This is a genomic window from Mesorhizobium sp. Cs1299R1N1 (genome assembly GCF_037179655.1).
Taxonomy (GTDB): Bacteria; Pseudomonadota; Alphaproteobacteria; order Rhizobiales; family Rhizobiaceae; genus Mesorhizobium; species Mesorhizobium salmacidum.
The window spans coordinates 17184-38394 of record NZ_JAPYKR010000007.1; the positions used below are offsets into that span (position 1 = coordinate 17184).

The following is a 21211-nucleotide window of genomic DNA, read 5'->3' on the forward strand; positions in this document are numbered from 1 at the left end:
CACGATCGTTGCGGAGCGAGGCCGCAGCCTGAAGCGAAGCCATGACCGAGGAAGCGGGCATGTGTTCTTGCTATTGACCGATAAGGCTTGGCTGAAGCGCCGGGCCTTTCGCATTCGGGATCGCCGTTGTTCCGGAAGTGTCTGGGGCGTAGAACCCTTTGTTGGCCACGACAGAGACTTCGATGACGTCGCCAGCTCTGACTTCCGTGTTTTCATCCGCGACGATGTCGTGGGCGGCTTTCTGGTCGCGCCTGAAGATCGAAATCTTCACGGAGCCTTGCAAATCGTCGAAGGTCCTCTGTTCGCCATATGTAAATATAAAGAGAAGCTTGTCGGCGACATACCTTATTTGACTTTGAATTTTCCCCAGCTCGACCTGCGTGTCTTGGGTCTGCGAGATCAAGTCCATTTCATAACTCTGCTTCTTTTTTCGCAGCTCGCTTTCAGCGGTCAGCTGCGCCTGCTGCGCCTGCTCCTGCTGCAGTTCGGTCTGCGAAAGTTCGGCGCGATAGCTGGTATGTGCTCGTTCGGCCGTCATGACATTCGAATTGGTGACCAGGCCCTTTTCCCGCAATGAACGGGCGGACTGCAGTTCCTCGAGTTGAATGTCCGCGGTCTTTTCCCGTTCCTTTCGAGTGGCAGCGACCATATCCGCTTCCTTCCTGGCCCGCTCCAACGAGACATCAAGGTAGGAAATGTCGTCCCGATATGCGGCAAGGCGGGCGTCCAACTGCGCTTGTTCGGATGCTACGATGTCGTCAATCAAGTGGACGCCAAACTCGACTGGCGGATCCGGCGGGGCAACGAAGGATTTGTCCTGTCGGCTTTCCGCCTGGAGCCGGGCAAGCCGAACCTTCAGACGGTATTCCTCGATCGCCAGACCTGCGCGCGCACTGCGTAGATCCGCTATTTGCAGGGCCGGCTCCGTGTTTCCCGCGGTCGTAGCCCGAAAGCCGCCTGCTATGGCGAGTGCATGGCGAACCGTAATGCCGGGTTGAAACGGGTACGATCCGGGATGAGCAACCGTCCCGGAAATAAAGAATGGCCGGTACTGGCCGATCTCCACTTTCACGTAGGGCTCGAGGATGAGCTTCTGCTGCTGGAATGCACGCTGAATGGCCTGCGAAAGGGCAACGCTGCTGAGGCCGCGGGCTTGGACATCACCCAACATGGGAAGTGATATCGAGCCCCGGTCATCGACCACGACTTCCAGAGGATAGGCTGTCTCGCCAATCACGGATACGCGCAGGACGTCGCCGGTGTCGAATGTATAGCCATCGGCACGGGAAGCGTCTGCCGCGATTAGAACAACGGCAATGGCGAGGCCACCAATCATTGCGAGCATGCGGCCGGCCACGGGTCCGGGTCTTGGAAATAGCCATCGGCACCAATCCTGCAGCGAAGGCTTGGATGGAAATTGCTGGTTGGCACGCAAACGCATCGTCGTACTCCCGTTGTCATGCTGCCGTCAGGACCAGTCGACATTCATCGGCGGAACGTCACGGCAGGTATTCGTTGTCGAGAATTAAGCCTTGGAAATCCGTGCTCCGTCGAAGGAGCAAAAAGGGATCAAAATCCGTGCAGTCCTACGGTCTGGTTGGCGAGGCCATCGCGAATTCGCGGGTCATTCGGCCTTGCGGCTGAGAGAGCTGACTCAAGAACGGACTGATAGATCGACTCGACCCTGTCGCACATGGCATCCATTCCCCATGACGAAAGGTCGGTGAATTTCGCGCTGGCAGCCAGTTGAGCGCGATAGCGCTCATTTTGCAGAAGGTCCGCGATCGCCGCCGCTGCGGCGCCAACATCTTCTGCTGGCGTCACAATTCCGTTCACGCCATGCTTCACCACTTCTTCCACGCCCGGCAGGTGCGAGACCACGCTGGCTCGACCACCCGCCAGATACTGCATTACGACCCGAGGTAGTCCTTCTCGCATGGACGTCAGCACACATACATCGGCTAGGCTGATTAGTCGTTCAGGCTCGCAATGGTAGCCGATCATGCGAACGTTGTTTGCGAACGGAGATCGTTCAATCGCCGCTTCAACAGCGGACCGAGTCGGCCCTTCACCGGCTAGGATCAGTCGCACGTTTGGGATTCGGTCTACGACTTGCCCAAATGCTTCAATGAACTCTACATGGCGTTTTCTCGGTTCCAATGCGGCCAGCATAAGGATTACCGGTGGCTTAGGCTCCCCGGCGGCCGTTCCCAGGAGCAGATGCGGCTCCTGGGGCCATTGCGCGTTCGCGAAGCGTGTCAGATCGAAACCGGAATGGACGACGTGGTGCTGATCGGGACTGCCCAAATGATTGGCGATGCAAATGTCGCGCATGGCCTGGCTGACATCGATGAAAGCGCGCGTGACTTTCGCGGCCAGGCGTTCGGCAGCCAGGAACATGAGCCTCTGCGCGTTGCCCACATGCACGAAAGGTAAAATGTGCACGCCATGTACGATGCAACGGACATTGGCTTCCTTGGCGGCAAGGCGACCGACAATCCCGGCTTTGCTTTGATGTGTGTGCACGATGTCAGGTTGCCAATCGCGTATAAGGCGAGTGAGTTGCCCGAATGCGGAAATGTCACGGGATGGCGAAATCGAGTTGATCAGTTTTTCCAGGGTCACCACCCTGATGGCTCCGGCAACCGACGCCCGTAATCCAGCATCGTATTCTTGGCCGTGAACCAAAAGCACTTCGTGGCCATGCCGCGCCTGAGCGAGACAGCAGGCCAATGTGTTCTCTTCGGAGCCTGCCCGAAGCAGTCTGGTGAGCACATGAACAATCTTCATTTGCTTATACCTCAGGGGACATGAATCCGGGGCGGCGCATCCGGGTGAGCGAGCGCCTGGAGGCGGAGCGTTGAGGGCTCCTCGGCGGCTTCCCTGGCACGGCCTGGATCGGCTGTTGCTTGGCGCGATCGTGGCAAGCTGGCCAGCGCGTCTGCTGTGGTGAATGCCGGCGTTAAGCCGCCAGCTGTTCTCAGAAGGACAACCAGATATGCCTGAACAGTTCCTGGCCGACCGCCTCTATGCCGGCGCTCGCGTCAATGGTTCGGATGTTCTTGTCCCTGTCTCGCAATTCCGCCATCAGCGATAGCCGCGCATCGAACGCTTCTTTCCTGATTTCTCCCGGCTTGCGCTGCTCGGAGACGGCAAAATCTGAAACGAGATGCAAAGTGAGTTGTGGCTGGCATTCTGCCATCTTTTGATAGAGCCTTTGCTCGAGGCGGGCGAGAACCGACAGGCCGGGGACGGAGAAGAGGTGCGGTGGGACGGTTGGCCCGTCCAGATATCCGCTACACAGCGCCTGCGGCCACCTGTCACAAATGACGATCAGGCCGCGCGTAGCCCACCGATGCGCACGTTTCACGACAGCGTATCGCTCTAACGCGATCAAGACTGCCCAGAATGCCAGCGCGGCAGCGGCGAGTCCTCCCTTCGACCAATTTCGGCTGAGGGAATTGTTGCCATCGTGCTGGGCCAACGACTTTAGGCGGCGTCTGTAGGGAAAAACCAGAGTCTGCAACGCCTTGCGGAGCCACCACCCATTGCCGTCTCCGATTCCGACATATGCTTGCGCACACCCGAATTTCCATCGAAATATCCGTGTCAGCCGATCAGCTTGAGTGCTCTTTCCCATGCCATCAGGGCCGACGAGCGCCACTACAAAGCCGCCAGCCGCAGGTCGCCTCTTTGGTGGGAATGTGCCGGGCATAAGGCGCTGAAGGGACCTCAACGCCAGATATGAGGTCTTGCGGACCAGATGAACGCCGGCATCGGCGATCCCGTAACCTCCTGTAAAACCGCAGGCTCCACGGATTGAGCGCCGGAGCCTGGCAAGATCTCTGCGGTTTGCCATCAAACCGTCTACGCTTTGCAGAAACCTGCAGCTCGCCAGTCTGCCGCCGCCAAGTGTGTATTCCGCGACACCCAAGCCTTGCTGGCCTGACGGAAGTGGCGGGCGTGCAAACTGGTCCCTCCAACCACCACCGACGGGGATCCACTGTCGCCAAGGCAATGCCCAGGTCCGGAAGGCGAAGCGGGCAATGGTTATTCGAACCTCGTCCTCGGGTGAGACGACTGGAATCGACACCCCATCCACACAAATCGACTCCCATCGTGTAATCGCCGCATAGTCGAATACCGGATATCGCTTGCGAAATTCCCAGCCGACACGGATCCCGATATGCATGTCGAGATGGAGATAGCGGCCATTTGGAAAGTCAGGCAGGAACCAGTCCTCCCGGCCGGCACAGACATTGTCGTAGCAAGACAGGCTCACGCTGCGACAACCGTGCAGCTTGCTCACGATCGAGCAGAAGACCGGGTAGTCGTGCTTGTCCAGAAGGAGATCCAGGTCGTCGCGGCCCGCAAGTCCGCTTTGCAGGGATGCGAGATCCTGAATTATTCCGTACTTCAGGCCGCTCTCATTGAATGCTCGAAACAGTTCGGTGGCGATCGGGAGGGCCGGGACTGTTTCGAGGGGCAGCAAGGAGGCGCTTGCGTCGGTTTGAGAAACACCGGCATCTGCTTTGTTGATCGACGGGCTCGCCCCAACCACCCTAGCTGGCGCTGGAACATTCACCCCCGGCGTCAACGCTTCGACCAGCATGCTTGCCTTGGCTTTTGGAACCCAGCGACGATATTGTTGCGGCTGCAGGCCGTCCCGAGGCTCTCCGGGATCCGTCGGACGGTAGCTTCCGGGTTTGGATTTACGTGAAGGTTGCAAGGGGTTTCCCCTGGTTGATCGCGTCGAGGGTCATTCGCTCATCGTCGCCGGTCATCGTATCGGCGAGGTATATCCAACCAACCTATTGGCGCTGATTTCGTTGAGACGCAGCACCCGATGTTTTCAATGCCGGCCTTCAGCCTTGGATGTCGCCTTGCAAGCTGCCGCATCGAGGGTGAATTGGGTGCCAACTCATCCTTCCTTTGCCGGGTGGTTTCGGCGTCTTCCGAGCAAAAAGATATTATACGAAAACTAACGCATAGAATTCAGGATATAACCGAAAGTTTATCTCGGTCGATCGTGATTGGAATCGAATGGTTCATTATATCAAGAAGAATTTTGACCGCTCCAGCACTTCCAACATGATCAAGAACGCCAAGCTGTTCCGAAAACGGCCCATCTATGATTCTAATTCTTTGACCTGGCCTCAATAAGATATCGGGGTGCAAAATTCCGTCCTCGTCCGTTGCGGCTATCAAGGACTCGACCACGCCGTATGGCGCCGGGACCGGCATTCCTTTGCTCATGACAAGCCTTCGGACGCCGACGGTTGAGTTGATCGGGTACCAACTCTGCTGAGCAGCCAGCGAGACGAACAGATAGCAGTCGAAATACGCACTGGCGACGGTTCTGACAGTGCGAGCGTGGCGAACGGTTCGCCTTCGCTTGGGCAGGTATGTTCGGAAGGTTTGCGATAGCAGGTGCCGCTCCGCCAAGCTCTCGGAATGTTGATGCGTCTGGACCACGTACCAACGCGCTGGGTCCCCGCCGTAAGTCTTTCCAACCGGCTCCGGGTAGCGATCATGGTATAATTCAGCGTGCTGCATGGCGAAACATTCTCTAGTTGAGATAGTAACTGTCCGAGACACTACTTTCGAGGGACGTGTAGCGGCCATATTTTGGCAGCTTTGGTTCGTCCACCATTGTCAGGGCGATGCCGGCAATCTTCGACCGACCGCCAAGGTGTCGAATTCCTTCTGCAACGGCCTCGCGCGCGGTTTCGCGCCACTTCACGACAAAAAGGACCTTGTCGACATACCGCGCCAGGATCGTGGCGTCGGCCGCGGCTCCAACAGGTGGTGCGTCAACGATCACCGTGTCGAACTTTCCGCGAAGCTCTTCGAGAACCGAGCGCATCCGTGCCGAAGCAAGAAGGGCAGGCGGGTTCCGGGTCCTTGCGCCCGCAGGGAGCAGGGATATCCCCGAGCGTTCGTCCAGATGAATTGCGTTTGCTGCCTTCACCGGCAACGTCAGAAGGTCGACCAGGCCGACCTTGTCTGCCATGCCGAAGAAGGCCGTGGTGGCCGAAAGCCGCAAGTCCGCATCGACGACCAGAACCCGTTCGCCGTCGGCTGCTGCGGAGCAGGCCAAGCTCAATACCAGGGTTGTCTTTCCTTCGCCGGGCATCGCCGATGTCACCAGCATGAGGCGCGGCAAGCGGGCCTGTTCGGGCGTCGCATCGATGCCCAGGCGGAGCCGCCGCACGGCCTCGCTAAACCTCGATAGCGGTCTGCGCTCGAGATAAGCCACAGGTTGAGCTTGGGACTGGGCGTCTCTCGACCAGCCCGCCATCCGTGGGATGGATGCAAGAACCGGAACGGACAGCTCTTCCTCTATCTGCTTCTTTGCCATGAAGCCGGAAGCGAAAAGTTCACGAAGAACGGCGCCTGCGCCCCCGACGAAGAAGCCGAGCACAAGCCCCAGCGCCGCGAATAGAGGCCTGTTCGGAAAGCTTGGCGAACCCGGAGTAACCGCATCGGTTATCACGCGCACGCCGCTGTTCAGCAGGGTAGACTTCTCCTCGGTGAGCTTGGCGCGTGAAAGGAATGTCTCAAACAGCTCCTTGTTCGCGGCGGCAATCCTTTCTAGGTCGCGCAACTGCACGCCAACCTGACCTTCGACTTCGGATCGGTTGGATACCGAATTCAAGGCTCGGCTGAGAGAAGCTTCCCGGGCCTCGGCAGCGTCCACTTCATTCTTCAGATTGCCGATGAGACGCTGGACTTCGGCGGTAATCTGCCCCTCGATGTCGCGGCGCTCGGCTTGCGCCGCCAGGACATCCGGATGCCGATCGCCATATTTCAATTTAAGGTCGGCTTCCCGCCGTGTCACTCCAGAGATCTGGGCCCGAAGCGCGCTGATAACCACGGACTGCAAGACGTCCGGCATCGACTGGATGTCGCCTCCGTTAGTCAGCAATTTGTCAACTTGTTGATATTGTGCCCGTTTCTCCGACAATTCCGCGCGTGCGGTGATTAATGCGACATTCAATTCAGACAGCTGCTGATCAGTCAAACTGCCTGCTGGTGTCGCCAATAGATTGTGATCGATCCGAAACTTCTGGACAGCTTGTTCCGAAAGGCTCAGTTCCGCTCGCAGAGATGCGGCCCGCTCACTGAGCCATGTGGACGCTTTCCTGGCCCCTTCGTAACGGGACCTAACTCGATCAGCGAGGTAGGCCTGGGAGATTGCGTTCGCCAGCGATGCTGCTTTCCCCGGGTCGTAGGCGGTCACCGAGATCTCAATAACATCCGCCAATCCGACACGCGAAACCCCAAGGGCGCCCTGTAGCCATATTAATGCCCCCGGCCCGATCTTCGGGTCTTCCGTCAGTTTTTCGCTGTCGACGACCTTCTGGAGGAGCGAGGCGGATCTCAGGACTGCAATCTGACTTTCGATAAATGTCGAATTGTCGGCAAAATCAGAATTGGAATAATCCTGCGGGGTCATATAGTCGACGGGGGAATCGAGTAAGACTTGTGCGACGCCCGTATAGGATGGTGGAAGGAGATAGGCGGCGGCGACAAATAGGGCGAAGGTGATTACAGCAATGCTGCACACCAGCTTCCAGCGGCGGAGAAAGAAATCAAGAATCTCCCGCACGTCGAGCGGCAGTAATTCTCTGGTCATGGTCGGACTGTCAATTGAACTTGCCATTGCCGAATCCTTAACGATCAACAGAACAACGCCCACCCTTCAGCGTCGGCTGAATGTGCTTCACTTCAAAATTGTTTGGGCAGTTGCCTGTTAGGCGCGATGAGACTGCTGACAGGGTTCGCACCCGCCATCCGGCATGTCCAAATCGCTTCCGCCCACCAACGATCGCGTCGCCGGTCAGCCGAAAACATAACAGCTTCGCGCACACCGCCGCCATTACCATTATTGAGTAGTAATTCGGCTAAAGGTCGATCTGGTCTACCCGATGAGCCTTTCAGACCTTAGGACGTTCGCAGGGACATCTATCGCTCGTCCGGGTGCTCTATGACGCGACCACCGAGCCGGCGCGCGCGGGACGGCCTACGCTCCCACACGACGAAGAGGCCGGCCGGCCCCGTTTGTTTCGAGGTTGATATGGACACTTACAGCGACATTGTTCCGGGACTTGTAGATTGGGCGGTCAACAGACCGTTAGCCATTCTGATGCTGTCTGCAACCTGGCCGTTGATGCTTCTTCTAAGTAAGGGCCGGTTGCTGGGCTATGGTGCCCTTGCCTTTTTTATTGGAGTTGGGGCCTTGATCGTGTTCGGCATCGAAAGCCCCGCGGGAGCAGCCATTGTCGTGCTCGCCTACAGTTTGCTGGTTTCAGTTGCCCTGATTTCCACCAGCAGGCGACTTGCCCAAATCGAAAATCGCCTTGCATCGGCCATATCGGTACTCGATGATCTGGAAGTTGCCGAGGAAAGACGGCAGACCTACAAGGCCAAGCATCCGTCGACCTCGCGGCTTCGCCGGAAACCGGCAGCTAGAACAATGGAGTCGGTCGTTGCGGGGGGCATGACAGAGGGTCTCGAAAGTGGGACGCAGGTGATCCCTGGGCCTCCTTGGCAAGAGTTTCAACCGCTAGATCCGACAGTGGGATCGGCGGTTTCGGCATTAACTCCGCCAACAGGATCCGATGTTCTTTCAGAAGAAAAACGTCGAACAAGGCTGGTGTCAAGTTGAGTGGGTCTGTCTTGGATAGTTTCGGCCAAGTGAAGTGACCGCCAGCTAGCGCTGATGCTCCGGCTGGGCGCAGTCCAAAGGAAAAGGTCGACTGCGGGCGACCGGGTTGCTGCTGGCGGACCCACGGGCTACTTGCAGACGTCGATCCGGTAGATAATAAGAGCCGGCTTCGGCGGAGATGCACGGCAGCTGGATCGCTTTTTTCATTCGGTTGCGGTCACAAATCCTTGCCTATGGACCGCACGGCTGCCGAGCGGAACAAAGGTGCCGCGGCCAGAACAATGAAAATCGTGACCCCCGACTGGCCAGTGCGCCCGACGCTCTTGGCTATCGGCGCTGTACCGGCATGGGTGGCCCCAGCAGGCATTGCGGCTCTTTATGACGTTTGCTGCATGCTGATATCCTCCGAAGGTGGTAAGGTAGTGCCCAACGGTGGTAGGTTGCGCCTCCATTCGGATGAAACTATAAATGGAACTTTATGTGTAGCTGTTAGTTTGGGCCTGAGGGACGATCACGGCTGGGGTAATCACACAAAATGAGCTTATCAAAGCAGGCTCTTGGATTGGCGAGGGAGCCTACCCTTGCTGAACCAATTTCAGAAATGGGAATCTCTGTACTGCCTGGAGCTGTCCGGCGCCTTTATCCGGCGAACACGACGATTGCACGGGAGTATCAGGCTAGGTCCTTTATCCTAGTCATGACCGCGGGATGGGCCGCATTCGCCAAAACGCTGCGGAATGGCTCTCGTCTCATCGTCGATTTTGCGCTCCCTCACGAATTTGCCTTCATCGAATTCTGCGGAGACGGGAGCGAGACGGTAACGGCTCTCTCGGACGTGACCGCGATCGAGTTGACGGGTCCGGTCCATACATGTTTTTCGCGTTATCCGCAGTCCATTTGCGAGGCCATCATGCTGGCTGAGGCACGGCGGTACTCAAGGGTCACCGAACATCTGGCAGGAGTCAGTAGAAGAGGACCTATTGAACGCACGGCTCACCTTCTCCTCGAACTGGGCTGCCGCGCACATAGATCGGTCACAGGTTATCCGCAGCGCTTTGAATGCCCGCTGACCCAGGCCCAGTTGGCCGACGCGTTGGGGCTGTCTGCTGTGCATGTAAGTCGCGTGTTGAAGGATTTGCGAGAAAACGGGTTGGTTTCGTTCCGCAATGGTGTGGTCGAGTTGCATGACCACGCGGGACTTATCAAAATAGCCGGATTTGATCGGTCTTACATTTCGAGTTGATGGCGCAATTCCGGTCTCAACCGCGCACCGGCCCTCATCGAGGGTCAACTACCGAGCCGTAGTCGATGCAGAGCCGTAAAGGAAATGGCCGGTGCGGAGGGGCAGCCTTCCGGGGACGTGAAGACCGCACCGGCCACTGCGGCGGGCTTAACGCTACGCACCCGTACTGGTCAATTTAACGCATACTTGCAACCAGGCAATTACGCCAATCGGTGGTGTCCAGGTCAGGGAAATACAGACGGGATCGTACGCCCTCCGTCTTGGCGTGTCTCTTTTCTAGAGCGATTTGTGGTGTCCGATACTTCGGTCGATGGCACATTTCCTATCGGGAGGTGCGCTATCAGTGTACCCGTCTGACGATATGGTTGCGGAAACTCCGGCTGGCTTGTCGGTCGCTGTCCCTGGCTAGGGGCGCCGCAGATCGTCGACGCCTCGGCCATGAACCCTTCCTGCCACCGCCATACGCGGGTCGTCGACTTGGGCGTAGCCGCCATGCTGCCGTGATCGCCTCAAACCAGGCCTGTCGGAGGCCACAACATCGATCATGATACCCGTGCGCATCCCAACCGTCGCAGCGAACACGCTCCTCCGTCTCAATCGGTCAACTCGATGCGTCTAGTTCTTTTGCGTTGTGACCTCATCCAAGTAGTCGAATGGACTGGACGCCATACGGGGCCGTAGCATTCTTTTTTGGCTGCGGGGTTGAGAGGTCGTATGACCATACCTTTACAAATCAAAGAGTTGTTGGAAATCGAGGCGTACCGGCGAACCATCAAGACGCTCGACCACGCCTATGACGTCGACCTGGCAAATGCTTGTACGCCTGTGGAGCGGGAAAAGGCTCAGTACCGACATTATTGGGAAACGTTACTATACTATGAACAGATTGCAGAGATAAAAACGCGGCGGCTCGTCCGGAAGGCGGAGCGTCTCAATCTGTCGATCGGCCCCGCGGACAGCGACAGCCCAATGTGGAGGAGATCGTCTCAGCTAAACAGCTGGATACTTACGACGGTTGGCTGTTCTGAAGTACAAAAAATAATCCGCAAAGAATACAAAGATCGCCGAGAACGAGACACTACCTGGGCTGGCGTAATCATCGGCCCACTCACCCGGCTAGCATCTGTTTGGCTGGTCGAGCGCGGGCAGTAGCCGTCCAGCAGCCAACGCACGCTCCCCCAGTCATGATCGCCGTGAAGGCGGCGGAGATGACCTACTGGATCGCGCCGACAATGTTCTGGCGACGTGCGGCTGCCTGCATTGGAGGGGCATCCCATGACCTCGCCCGTTCATCAGAGTTTCGGGTTGGTTGTCCGCCAAGCTTCATACTCATCGTTCGCACTTGGGTGCAGCGGATAATAGCGTTGCAACGACCCGCCCTCCATGAGCTTCATGCGCGAAAATTCCTCCCAGTCGTGATGCTTTTGGGATTCCTCGATCACCTTTGCGGCCATTGCGACGGGCAGCACCACCACCCCGTCGTCGTCGGCGACGATGATGTCGCCGGGGATCACCGTGACACCGCCGCAGGCAATCGGAACGTTGACGGCGTTGGGATAGATGCTGGTTTGCACGTGGTAGTTGGGCGTCCAGCCGCGCAGCCATAGCGCCAGATCGAGCTTTTCGACATTGGGCCGGTCGCGCATGCACCCGTCGATCACGATACCCGCGCCGCCTCTGCCCTTGAAATACGTCGACATCATATCGCCGAAGACGCCCGAACTCATGTCGCCGCGCGCGTCGACCACGACCACGTCGCCTTCCTGCGCGTGATAGAGCACGTGTCGGTGCAATTGCGTCTCCGGATCGGCATATTCTCCCTCGGTGAAGAGGTCCGGCCGCTGCGGCATGAATTGCAGCGTCAGCGCCGGCCCGACGATCGACTTGCCGTGGTTCTGCGCCACCGGGCCGACCATGTGCGGATTGCGGAAGCCCATATGGCCAAGCGTGCCGGCAACCGTCGCCGCGCCGATCTCCCTTAGCGCGTCGATCAGATCCTTGGGTGGCCGCGTGATGTCGGAGGTATGCGTCATTGTGGACTCCGATTGAAAGGGAACTACCAGTTCGTGACAGAACCATCGTGGCGCTTGAGGTGGGGCGCTTCCCAGAAACGGAAGCTTTGCGCCTGGACCGCCTCTTCGTTGACCTCGACGCCGAGCCCCGGCAGATCGCTGACGGGATAATCGGGGCCGTCGAGCCGTGGTTGCACCGGGAAGAATTCGGAATTGTCGAAGCCAAGCTTTGCTTCGGGCGCCCTGGTCTCCAGCCACGAAAAGTTGGGTACCGCGGCAGCCAGATGCACGGTCGCGGCCGTGCAGACTGGACCAAGCGGGTTGTGTGGCATCAGGTCCACATAATGCGCCTCGCTCCAGCCGGCGACTTTCATCGCTTCGGTGAACCCGCCGACATTGCAGATATCGAGCCGGTTGAACTGGTGGATACCACGCTCGATGTAGGGCAGGAACTGCCACTTGCTGGCAAATTCCTCGCCGATGGCGAAGGGGATGTCGGTCATGGTGCGCAGGGACTCGTAGGCCCCCGGTGTCTCGTCGCGTATCGGCTCCTCGAGGAAATCGAGCACGCCGCGGTCGAGCTTGTTGCAGAAGCTCGCTGCTTCCGCCACCGACAGCCGGTGGTGATAGTCGATGCCGAGGACGACATCGTCGCCCAGCGCCCGGCGCGCCTTGTTCAGCATGCTCGCGGTAGCGCCGATCGACTGGCGTGGCTCGAAGATGTCCCTGCTGTTTTGCCCGGCGGGAAAGAAGCGGATGGCCTGCCAGCCCTGTGCGCGCAGTTCGCGGGCCCGCTCGATGGCGATATCGCCCTCGGCCTCGTCTCCGGTCGAGGCGAAGGTAGGGATCCGGTCACGCTGTTTGCCGCCCAGCAACTCGTAGACCGGCACCCCCAGCGCCTTGCCCTTGATGTCGTGAAGGGCGATGTCGATGGCGGATATCGCCGCCTGCAGAACTCGCCCGCCTTCGAAATACTGGCTGCGATAAACCTCTTGCCAGATGCGCCCGATCTGCATGGGGTCGCGGCCGACCAGGAACTCGCGATAGTGCTCGACCGCGCCGGCCACGGCCCTCTCGCGTCCGCTCAGGCCGCTCTCGCCCCAGCCGAATATGCCATGGTCGGTCTCGACCTTGACCAGCATCTGGTTGCGCGTTCCCACCCATGCCGGATAGGGCTTGATCGCGGTGATCTTAAGCTTCGTAGTCATCCACGCCCACGTTCCACACGCATCCGCCTGCTCAGTTGGCCTCGAGGGCCATTTCAGTTTCGCCGTCGAACAGATGCATCCGCTCCTGGTCGAACTCGAGCCAGATCTGCTCGTCGGGCGCGACGGCAATGTTCGGCGGCACGCTGACGTTGACGACGGCGCCGGACAGGAACGCCTGCACGAAGGTGACGTCTCCGGTTGGTTCCACCGTGTAGACCTTGGCCGGGATGCTGCCTGGCACCGCACTCTTGTGCTGCTTGATCGTCGAGTGACGTGCGCCAAGCACGACTTTTTTGGTCGTTGCCTTCGTGACCTTCTGGACGTTGCGCGGCGAGAGCCCGAGGCTCCAGCCCTCCGCGCTGGTCAACACGGTACCGCCCGGTGCCGTCGATGCCTCCAGCGGAATAAGGCTCATCGCCGGGCTGCCGATGAAACTGGCGACGAACATGTTCACCGGATGGGCAAAGACCTGCGCCGGTGAATCGTATTGCTGCAGGAAGCCGCCGTTCATCACCGCCATCTTGTCGGCCATCGTCACGGCTTCGAGCTGGTCGTGCGTCACATAGATGATCGTCGCCTTGAGGTCCTGATGAAAGCGCTTGATCTCCGACCGCATCTGTACGCGCAGTTTGGCGTCGAGGTTGGAGAGCGGCTCGTCCATGAGAAACACGGCGGGGTCGCGCACAAGGGCGCGGCCCAAGGCCACACGCTGCTGCTGGCCGCCCGAAAGTTCACGCGGCTTGCGCTCGAGCAGGTGCGTCATGTCGAGCACGCGCGCCGCTTCCTTGACCTTCTTGTCGATCTCGTCCTTGGGCAGTTTGCGCATCTGTAGCGGGAAGGCGAGATTCATATAGACCGACTTTTGCGGATAGAGCGCGTAGTTCTGGAACACCATTGCGATGTCCCTGTCCTTGGGGTCGAGATCGTTGACCACCCGTTCCCCGATGACGATGTCGCCCGATGTGATCGGGGTCAGCCCCGCGACGAGATTGAGCGTGGTTGTCTTGCCGCACCCTGAAGGGCCGACGAGCGCAACGAACTCGCCGTCATTGACCGTCAGCGAAACGTGGTTGACGGCCTTGAAGTTGCCGTAGGTCTTGACGAGATCTTTGAGGACCACGTGGGCCATCGGCAACTCCCTAATGCTTGACCGCGCCTTCTGTCAGGGCGCGTACGAAGTATCGTTGCAGGACCAGGAACAGCACCACGACGGGCACGCTCATCATGAAGCTCGCCGCCATCAGGCCCGGAAAGTCCGTCGTGTTTTCCGAGAAGAAGCGCTGGATGCCCACCGGCAGCGTCAACTGGTCGTTCTTGGAGAGGAAGGTGTAGGCGTAGATGTACTCGTTCCACGCGCCGATGAAGGAATAGATCGCGGTGGCGATGATCCCCGGCGTCGAGAGCGGCATCACGATCATGATGAAGGCCTGGAACCGCGTTGCCCCGTCGATGCGCGCCGCCTGCTCGAGCTGCACCGGGATATTGTCATAGAAACCCTTGAGCAGCCAGATCGCCAGGGGCAGGCCGAAGGTGAGGTAGGTCAGGATCAGCGAGCCATGCGTGTTCACCAGCCCGATCGCGCGCATCAGGATGAAGAGCGGCACGAGAAAGATCACTGCCGGGAACATGTTGCGCAGCAGCACGGCGAAGAACAGGAAGTTCCGGCCCGGGAAAGTGAAGCGCGAAAACGCATAGGCCGCGGGAACAGCCACGATCACCGAAAGGATTGTCGTGACGGTCGACACGAACAGGCTGTTCCAGAAGAAGCGCAGGAAGTCCTGGCCGACACTGTTCTGCGGATCGAGCAGCTTCTGGTAGCTGGCAAGCGTGGGCTCGTCAGGCCACCATTGCGGCGGGAATTGCGTCGCCGCGAAGCCCGACTTGATCGAGGTGATCAGCATCCAGATCATCGGCAGCGCTGTGTAAAGCAGCATGAACAGAAGGAAGATGCGCCCGGCCCACCGCCATCCGTCGACGCGCATGCGGCGACGGGTCTGGCCTCGAGACGCTGTCTCGGCAATCGTGCTCATGCGCCACCCTCTTTCCGCTCATTGCCGCTCAGCGCACGGACGTAGAAGTAGCCCAGCATCATCAGGATGAGGAACAGGAGCACCGAATAGGCCGATGCCACGCCCCAGCGTTGCCGGCCGAAGGCGAGCTCGTAAATATGGGTTATCCAGATATGCGATGCGTTCGACGGTCCACCCGCGGTCATGATCCAGGGGATGATGAAGGAATTGAAGTTGGCCACCGCAAGCAGCAGGATCGTCACCACCGAGACGTTGCGCAAGTGCGGGAAGGTGACGTGCCAGAAACGCTGCCATGCATTGGCCCCGTCGACTTTCGCGGCGCGCAACAACTGGTCGGGCACAGTCTGCAGGCCGGCCATCATCATGATCATGGCAAATGGAAACTCGCGCCAGATATTGACGACGATCAGGGCGGGGAGCACCGTGCCGACGTTGTCGATGAAATTCGGTGGCCGGTCGGTCACTCCAAGGCCCACCAGCACCGCGCCGATGATGCCGAAATCCGAATGGTAGATCCATTTCCAGATGTAGGAGGCGGCGACCGCGCTGATCACCCAGGGAATGATCAGGATGGCACGCAGGATGCCACGGCCGACAAAGTCGCGGTGCAGCGCCAGCGCCGTGGCAAACCCCAGGACAAAGGAGATGAAAGTCGACCCGAATGTCCAGATCAGGGTGTTCCAGGTGACTTTCCAGAACACCTCACTGGCGAGGATGGTGGTGTAATTGTCGAAGCCGATGAAGGTCTTGTCGCGGAGCTGCAGCCCGGGCGGCGTCTTATAGAACGACAGCTCGATCGTGTAATAGATCGGATAGGCGATGACGACGAGCATCACGGCGATCGCGGGGAGCACGTATGCGTAGTCGGCGCGATGCTCCCAGATGTTCCGCAACGCGCCGGACCTGCCCGGTTGAAATTTTCGGCGAGCCTCGGCCTTGCCGGTCACGATCGTCACTGTGGCGTGCCCTTGTTCTTCGGAATGAACCGGCTGCACTCTCGGTGCAGCCGGCCAGATCGGAGGTCAGGTCCGGACTAGAGTCCGCCCATCAGGTCCTTCACCTTCTTGGCCGCGTCGTCCGCTGCCTGGTCGACGGTCATCGCTCCGGTCAGGGCATTCTGCAGCATGTCCGGGACGATGATGTTCATGATCTCGGGCGACTCCGGCAGCGCCGGGAACGGGATGCCATACGGCAGCATCGAGGTCGTGACATCGAGGAACTTGATGTGGTCCAGACGTTCCTTCATCCATTTGGTCTTGAAGCCGTTTAGGTTGCCCGGGTTGGAGCCGGCATAGGCCATCTTCAGCGACCATTCCGGGCTCGTCCACATGCAGATGATCGCCTTCGCGGCCGGCTCGTCCACCTTGCCGCCCTCGACATATTCGGGCTTCAGGATGTGAATGTTCGAGCCGCCGAACACGACGGCGCGCTTGCCGTCGGGGCCGGTCGGGATCAGGCCGTAGCGCATATTGTCGATGACGGTCTGCGCCTTCTGCTTGTCGGTGCCCGTCGCCTTTGCCTGCAGATCGAGCATGACGTTGTAGTCGGACGGGTGCGAGATCATCATGCCCAACTGGCCGGCGACGAACAGAGGCTGGTTGTCGGCCTGCTGGTTGGTAAGTGCCGAGACCGGAACCGACTTGTCGCGGACATACATGTCGTATGAGGCTTGCAGCGCCGCCTTGCTCTGCGGGCTGTCGAGTTCCACCTCCTTGTAAGTCGGGTTCGGGGTGGCTTCGTCGAAGACGCCGCCGCCATAGGCCCACAGCTGCGGCATGAAGCGATAGGGCGTATTGCCGGCATTCTTGCGAGCCACGAGCCCGTAGCCGGCAATGCCGAGCTTGTCGTGGATCTGCTTGGAATATTTGACGACGTCGTCCCAGGTTGCCGGAGCCTTGTCCGGATCGAGGCCCGCACGCTTGAAGATGTCGGCGTTCCAGATGAACGCCATCGTCTCGTTGTTCGTCGGTATGCCGTAGGTCACCCCATCCCAGGTCACGGCCTTCATGGCGCCCGGCCAGAAATCCTCGGTCGAATAGCCGACATCCTCTGGTTTGAGCGGCTGCAGATAGCCCTTCGAGGCGAATTCGGTACCACCCAGGATTTGCAGGCGCACCGCCATCGGCGCGGCATTGCCCAGGAGCGCCGTGCGGAATTTGTCGAGAAGGTCGTTATAGGTGAGGGCCTGGTCCTCGAGCTGGATGTTCGGATAGGTCTTGCGGAAAGTCTCGAAGAAATCCTTGTAGTACTGGCGCAGGAGGTCGGGATCGCCCTCGAACACGCCCTGATACCAGAAAGTCAGTCGCCCCTTGTAATCGAGCGGGGTGACCTTGCCGCAATCGCCGGCCGTGTCGAAATCCTGTGTTCCGGCGATGGAGCGCACATATTCGGGCGACCATTTGTTCAGGTCGACCGGCGGCGCACCAAGCGCCGATGTGGACATAAGCGATGCCGCCAAAACACCGACGACAGTGCCGCGCAGGACCGCACTGCCGAGCATGATCCTCGTCATAGGTATCCTCCCTGGTTCTCCGCCCTGCGATCGCGAGGATGGTTCTTTAGTACGGTGTATCCCCTCGATCGCTTAGTACGTTTTCAGATCATGGATTGCCTGTCAACGAGCCAGATCGTACATTGTGTACGGAAACTGTGCGTGATATCGGACAGACTGTGTATTAATTTGGGGAGCCGGCCCTTGGCCGAAACAAACGATTTTAAAGCAAAGCCACCTCCGGGGATCGACGCCATCGGAGCCTCCAGCGAGGGCGCCTCCCTTTACGAACTAATAAGGGAAGACATCATCGAGGGACGGCTCGCCGCCAACGAACGGCTTGTCGTCACCGATCTCGCGCGCCGCCACGGCACTTCGACCAACCCCGTGCGCGAGGCCCTGCAACTGTTGCGGGGCGAGGGGTTCGTCATCTTTTCTCCCAATCGCGGCGCGCGTGTAAGGCCCATTGATCAGGACTTTGTCCGCGACATCTACGAGATCGGTGTTCTGATCGAACCAGCCTTGACGCGATGGTTTGTGAGCATGGCCACCGGCGAGGACATCGCCGAACTGGAACGTATCCAGGGCCTGATTGAAGAGAACAACTTTGCCGACACATTCAGGCACAGTGAGCTGGATACCGCCTTTCACACCGTGATGTACCAGCGGCACTATAACCGCCATGCCGCCGAACTCTGGTGGAAGCATCGCGAAGTGCTGCGAGCGGTGAGCCGACGCTTCAATTTCACGCTCGCGCGGCGTGCCGCGATCATTCGCGAGCACCGCGAACTCATTGCGCTCATCAAGGCGGGAGAGGCAGACAAGGCAGCCGAACTCATCTCCCGTCATGTCGAGGGTTCCGGCCGGCATGTTCTCGAACACATGCGTGCGCGCAATGCCGCTCGGGCCGGATAGGACGAGGGTCAGGTCTGGAACACCGTGGCTGACCCTCACTGGCAAAGGTAGTTGAAATGAAAATCACCAGCGTTCGGCCGTGGCTGATCAAGTCCGATGCTTCTTATTGGGGGGAATTCCTGTTCGTCGAGGTGACGACAGACGAGGGGCTGAGCGGCTGGGGAGAGATCACCACCACCACCAAGCTCGCCAACCGCGCCCTCTGCACGATCCTTCGACAGATCGGAGCCGCGGTGACGGGCGAGGATCCGGCGCGTATCGAGTATCTCTGGCACAAGATCTTCCGCAGCTTCACCTATATGGGCAGTCGTGGCGCCGCGGTCGAATGCGTGAGCGCGATCGACATAGCCCTCTGGGATCTCAGGGGCAAAGCTCTCGGCAAGCCGATCTACGAGCTGTTGGGCGGGCCGGTCCGTGATGAAATCGCGCTCTACACCCACCCCAACCAGGCCAAATTCACCAGCAAGGATGCTGTGGTCCGCGAAATCCTGGACATCGTCGAATCCGGACACACTGCTCTCAAGTTCGATCCTTTCCCCCACCAGGGTCGCGGTGCCAGCGGCGTGTCCCGCGAACAGCGGGACGGCTATCTCGATGGCAGCATGACCCGCAAGGACGAGCGCGAGGCCGCCGAACTCACGGCTCTGGTCCGCGAAACGGCGGGGCCCGATGTCGACATCCTCATCGATGCGCATGGCCGCTTCGACGTTCCGACCGCCATTCGCCTCTGTCGCAGCCTGGAGGAAGCCGGCCAGATCGACTGGTTCGAGGAGCCGTGCCCGCCCGAGAGCCTTAACGCCCTCAAGCAGGTGCGCGAGAAGGTCAGTGCGGCCATCTCGTGGGGCGAGCGCGGCCACACGAAGTGGGATTTCGTGCCGGTTCTAGAGAACAAGCTCGCCGACTACATCATGCCCGACGTCACCTGGACCGGCGGCATTACCGAACTCAAGAAGATCTCCGCCCTATGCGAAGCCTATTACATCCCGGTCTCGCCACATGATGCCGCGGGGCCGATCAACGTGGTCGCGGGAGCACAGGTGATGATGACCGTTCCGAACTTCTACAAGCTCGAAACGTCGGAGTGGAATTTGGGCAAGTACGATCATCTCATCGACAGGCCGCTCGACGTTTCGAACGGCAGCCTCAAGCTTTCGTCGAGGCCCGGTCTCGGCATCGAGATGAACCGCGATTACCTGCAAGCCCATGAGATCGAACTGGCCTAGCAACGTTGTCGGCAGCATGCGGGCGACAAGCCTGCAAATCAGAACGAGGATAAGTCATGCCAAAGACGGATGGAGCCGACGAGGCCCTCAACCGGGTCAACACCAACTCGAAGCCGTCCGAACTTCGCATCACCGACATGCGGGTGGCCGAAATCGTCGGCGCGCCATTCACCTCGGCGCTGCTCAAGATCTACACCAACCAGGGCATCGTCGGGCTTGGCGAGGTGCGCGACGGCGCCAGCGCCACTTACGCGCTGATGTTGAAGAGCCGGCTGCTTGGCGAGAACCCCTGTGACATCGACCGCCTGTTTCGCCGGATCAAGCAGTTCGGCGGGCACGGCCGGCAGGGCGGCGGCGTCTCGGCGGTCGAAATCGCGCTGTGGGACCTCGCCGGCAAGGCCTATGGCGTGCCGATCTACCAGATGCTGGGCGGCAAGTTTCGCGATCACGTGCGCGTCTATTGCGATACCGACGCCGAGAAACCCAGCGGCACCGAAACCGGCAAGCGCCTCAAGGAACGCATGGGCCGCGGGTTCACCTTCTTGAAGATGGACCTGGGCCTGATGCAGATCGCCCATGTCCCGGGCGCCGTGGTCGCACCCGCCGGCGCGCTCGAAGGGTTTCACGGCAACCCGCGCGGCCGCGCTGGATCGTTCGAGGAGCGAAAGGCCCGCAATCTCGCTTATGACGCGCAGAACGTGCAGCACCCGTTCACAGGCCTGCATTTCACCGAAAAGGGGATAGACCTGCTCGAGCAGTATATCCACGAGGTTCGCGAGATCATCGGATACGAGATCCCGCTTGCCATCGACCATGTCGGCCACATCTCGCTGCAGGATGGCATACGCCTGTCGCGCCGTATCGAGAAATTCGTTCCGGCATGGCTGGAGGACGTGATCCCCTGGCAATACACCGAGCAGTACCGGCAATTGCAGCAGGCTACCACGGTGCCGATCTGCACCGGCGAGGACATCTACCTCAAGGAAGGCTTCGAGCCGCTGCTCAAGAGCGGCGGCCTCTCGGTCATCCACCCCGACCTGCTCACCAGTGGGGGCATTCTCGAGACCAAGAAGATCGGCGATATGGCGCAGGATCACGGTGTCGCCATGGCGATCCATATGGCCGAAAGTCCGATCGCCGCGATGGCCGCCGCGCATGTCGCCACCGCGACCGAGAATTTCATGGCGCTCGAATACCACTCCGCCGATGTCGGCTGGTGGGACGATATCGTCACCGGCCTACCCAAGCCGCTTGTCAAGGACGGCTTCATCACCGTGCCCGACAAGCCGGGGCTGGGCATAGACGACGTGGTCGACGAGGTGATCAGCCAGCATCTGCAGCCCGGTGTCACGGGGATATGGCAATCCACCGAGCATTGGGACAATGAATATAGCTGGGACCGGACCTGGAGTTAGCCC

The 21211-nt window shown here is 59.5% G+C and carries 17 protein-coding genes; 6 read left to right on the top strand and 11 right to left on the bottom strand.

The features are described from left to right. Positions 1 to 70 precede the first annotated feature (70 nt). From O7A70_RS16350 to O7A70_RS16370, 5 genes are all read right to left on the bottom strand, one after another. The gene (locus tag O7A70_RS16350; RefSeq protein ID WP_337141275.1) at positions 71 to 1441 is read right to left on the bottom strand and encodes a polysaccharide biosynthesis/export family protein; all 1371 of its coding nucleotides are present in this window, start codon (positions 1439 to 1441) and stop codon (positions 71 to 73) included. 128 nt (positions 1442 to 1569) lie between these two features. Beyond that, positions 1570 to 2790, bottom strand: a complete 1221-nt coding sequence (locus O7A70_RS16355) for a glycosyltransferase (protein WP_337141276.1) — start codon at positions 2788 to 2790, stop codon at positions 1570 to 1572. Positions 2791 to 2980: 190 nt separating this feature from the next. After that, positions 2981 to 4612: a hypothetical protein gene (locus O7A70_RS16360; RefSeq protein ID WP_337141277.1), complete on the bottom strand. Its 1632-nt coding sequence runs from the start codon at positions 4610 to 4612 to the stop codon at positions 2981 to 2983. A gap of 383 nt (positions 4613 to 4995) precedes the next feature. Then, positions 4996 to 5625 carry a transcription termination/antitermination protein NusG gene (nusG, locus tag O7A70_RS16365; RefSeq protein WP_337141278.1) on the bottom strand — a complete coding sequence of 210 codons (630 nt, stop codon included), beginning with the start codon at positions 5623 to 5625 and terminating at the stop codon, positions 4996 to 4998. After that, positions 5570 to 7666, bottom strand: coding sequence for a GumC family protein (locus tag O7A70_RS16370; RefSeq protein WP_337141279.1), 2097 nt, complete (start codon positions 7664 to 7666; stop codon positions 5570 to 5572). The genes nusG and O7A70_RS16370 overlap by 56 nt, the downstream gene beginning before the upstream one ends. Positions 7667 to 8080: 414 nt before the next feature. Between O7A70_RS16370 and O7A70_RS16375 the strand changes: the two genes are divergently transcribed. From O7A70_RS16375 to O7A70_RS16385, 3 genes are all read left to right on the top strand, one after another. Continuing rightward, entirely contained in the window at positions 8081 to 8671 is a 591-nt protein-coding gene (locus O7A70_RS16375; RefSeq protein ID WP_337141280.1) for a hypothetical protein, read from the top strand. Positions 8672 to 9206: 535 nt separating this feature from the next. Next, entirely contained in the window at positions 9207 to 9914 is a 708-nt protein-coding gene (locus tag O7A70_RS16380; protein ID WP_337141281.1) for a Crp/Fnr family transcriptional regulator, read from the top strand. A gap of 714 nt (positions 9915 to 10628) precedes the next feature. Then, on the top strand, positions 10629 to 11066 hold the full coding sequence (locus O7A70_RS16385; RefSeq protein WP_337141282.1) for a hypothetical protein: 438 nt from the start codon (positions 10629 to 10631) through the stop codon (positions 11064 to 11066). A 140-nt stretch (positions 11067 to 11206) separates the two neighbouring features. On the opposite strand, the gene O7A70_RS16390 is transcribed toward O7A70_RS16385, so the two are convergent. From O7A70_RS16390 to O7A70_RS16415, 6 genes are all read right to left on the bottom strand, one after another. Beyond that, the gene (locus tag O7A70_RS16390; protein ID WP_337141283.1) at positions 11207 to 11947 is read right to left on the bottom strand and encodes a ribonuclease activity regulator RraA; all 741 of its coding nucleotides are present in this window, start codon (positions 11945 to 11947) and stop codon (positions 11207 to 11209) included. A 23-nt stretch (positions 11948 to 11970) separates the two neighbouring features. Then, positions 11971 to 13134 (bottom strand): mandelate racemase/muconate lactonizing enzyme family protein, encoded by a 1164-nt coding sequence (locus tag O7A70_RS16395; protein ID WP_337141284.1) that lies wholly within the window; start codon positions 13132 to 13134, stop codon positions 11971 to 11973. A 31-nt stretch (positions 13135 to 13165) separates the two neighbouring features. Next, positions 13166 to 14263: an ABC transporter ATP-binding protein gene (locus O7A70_RS16400; RefSeq protein ID WP_337141285.1), complete on the bottom strand. Its 1098-nt coding sequence runs from the start codon at positions 14261 to 14263 to the stop codon at positions 13166 to 13168. 10 nt (positions 14264 to 14273) lie between these two features. Next, complete coding sequence (locus O7A70_RS16405) at positions 14274 to 15164, bottom strand: carbohydrate ABC transporter permease (RefSeq protein ID WP_337106743.1); 891 nt, start codon at positions 15162 to 15164, stop codon at positions 14274 to 14276. After that, complete coding sequence (locus O7A70_RS16410; protein WP_337141286.1) at positions 15161 to 16120, bottom strand: carbohydrate ABC transporter permease; 960 nt, start codon at positions 16118 to 16120, stop codon at positions 15161 to 15163. The genes O7A70_RS16405 and O7A70_RS16410 overlap by 4 nt, the downstream gene beginning before the upstream one ends. A gap of 77 nt (positions 16121 to 16197) precedes the next feature. Then, positions 16198 to 17676: an ABC transporter substrate-binding protein gene (locus tag O7A70_RS16415; RefSeq protein WP_337141287.1), complete on the bottom strand. Its 1479-nt coding sequence runs from the start codon at positions 17674 to 17676 to the stop codon at positions 16198 to 16200. A gap of 183 nt (positions 17677 to 17859) precedes the next feature. Between O7A70_RS16415 and O7A70_RS16420 the strand changes: the two genes are divergently transcribed. Genes O7A70_RS16420 through O7A70_RS16430 form a run of 3 tightly spaced genes read left to right on the top strand, consistent with a single transcriptional unit; the run spans position 17860 to position 21208 of the window. Then, complete coding sequence (locus tag O7A70_RS16420) at positions 17860 to 18570, top strand: GntR family transcriptional regulator (protein WP_337141288.1); 711 nt, start codon at positions 17860 to 17862, stop codon at positions 18568 to 18570. A 56-nt stretch (positions 18571 to 18626) separates the two neighbouring features. After that, positions 18627 to 19793, top strand: a complete 1167-nt coding sequence (locus tag O7A70_RS16425; RefSeq protein WP_337141289.1) for a mandelate racemase/muconate lactonizing enzyme family protein — start codon at positions 18627 to 18629, stop codon at positions 19791 to 19793. A 56-nt stretch (positions 19794 to 19849) separates the two neighbouring features. Then, a complete protein-coding gene (locus O7A70_RS16430) occupies positions 19850 to 21208 on the top strand; it encodes a mandelate racemase/muconate lactonizing enzyme family protein (protein ID WP_337141290.1) in 1359 nt (452 codons plus the stop codon). Positions 21209 to 21211 lie beyond the last annotated feature (3 nt).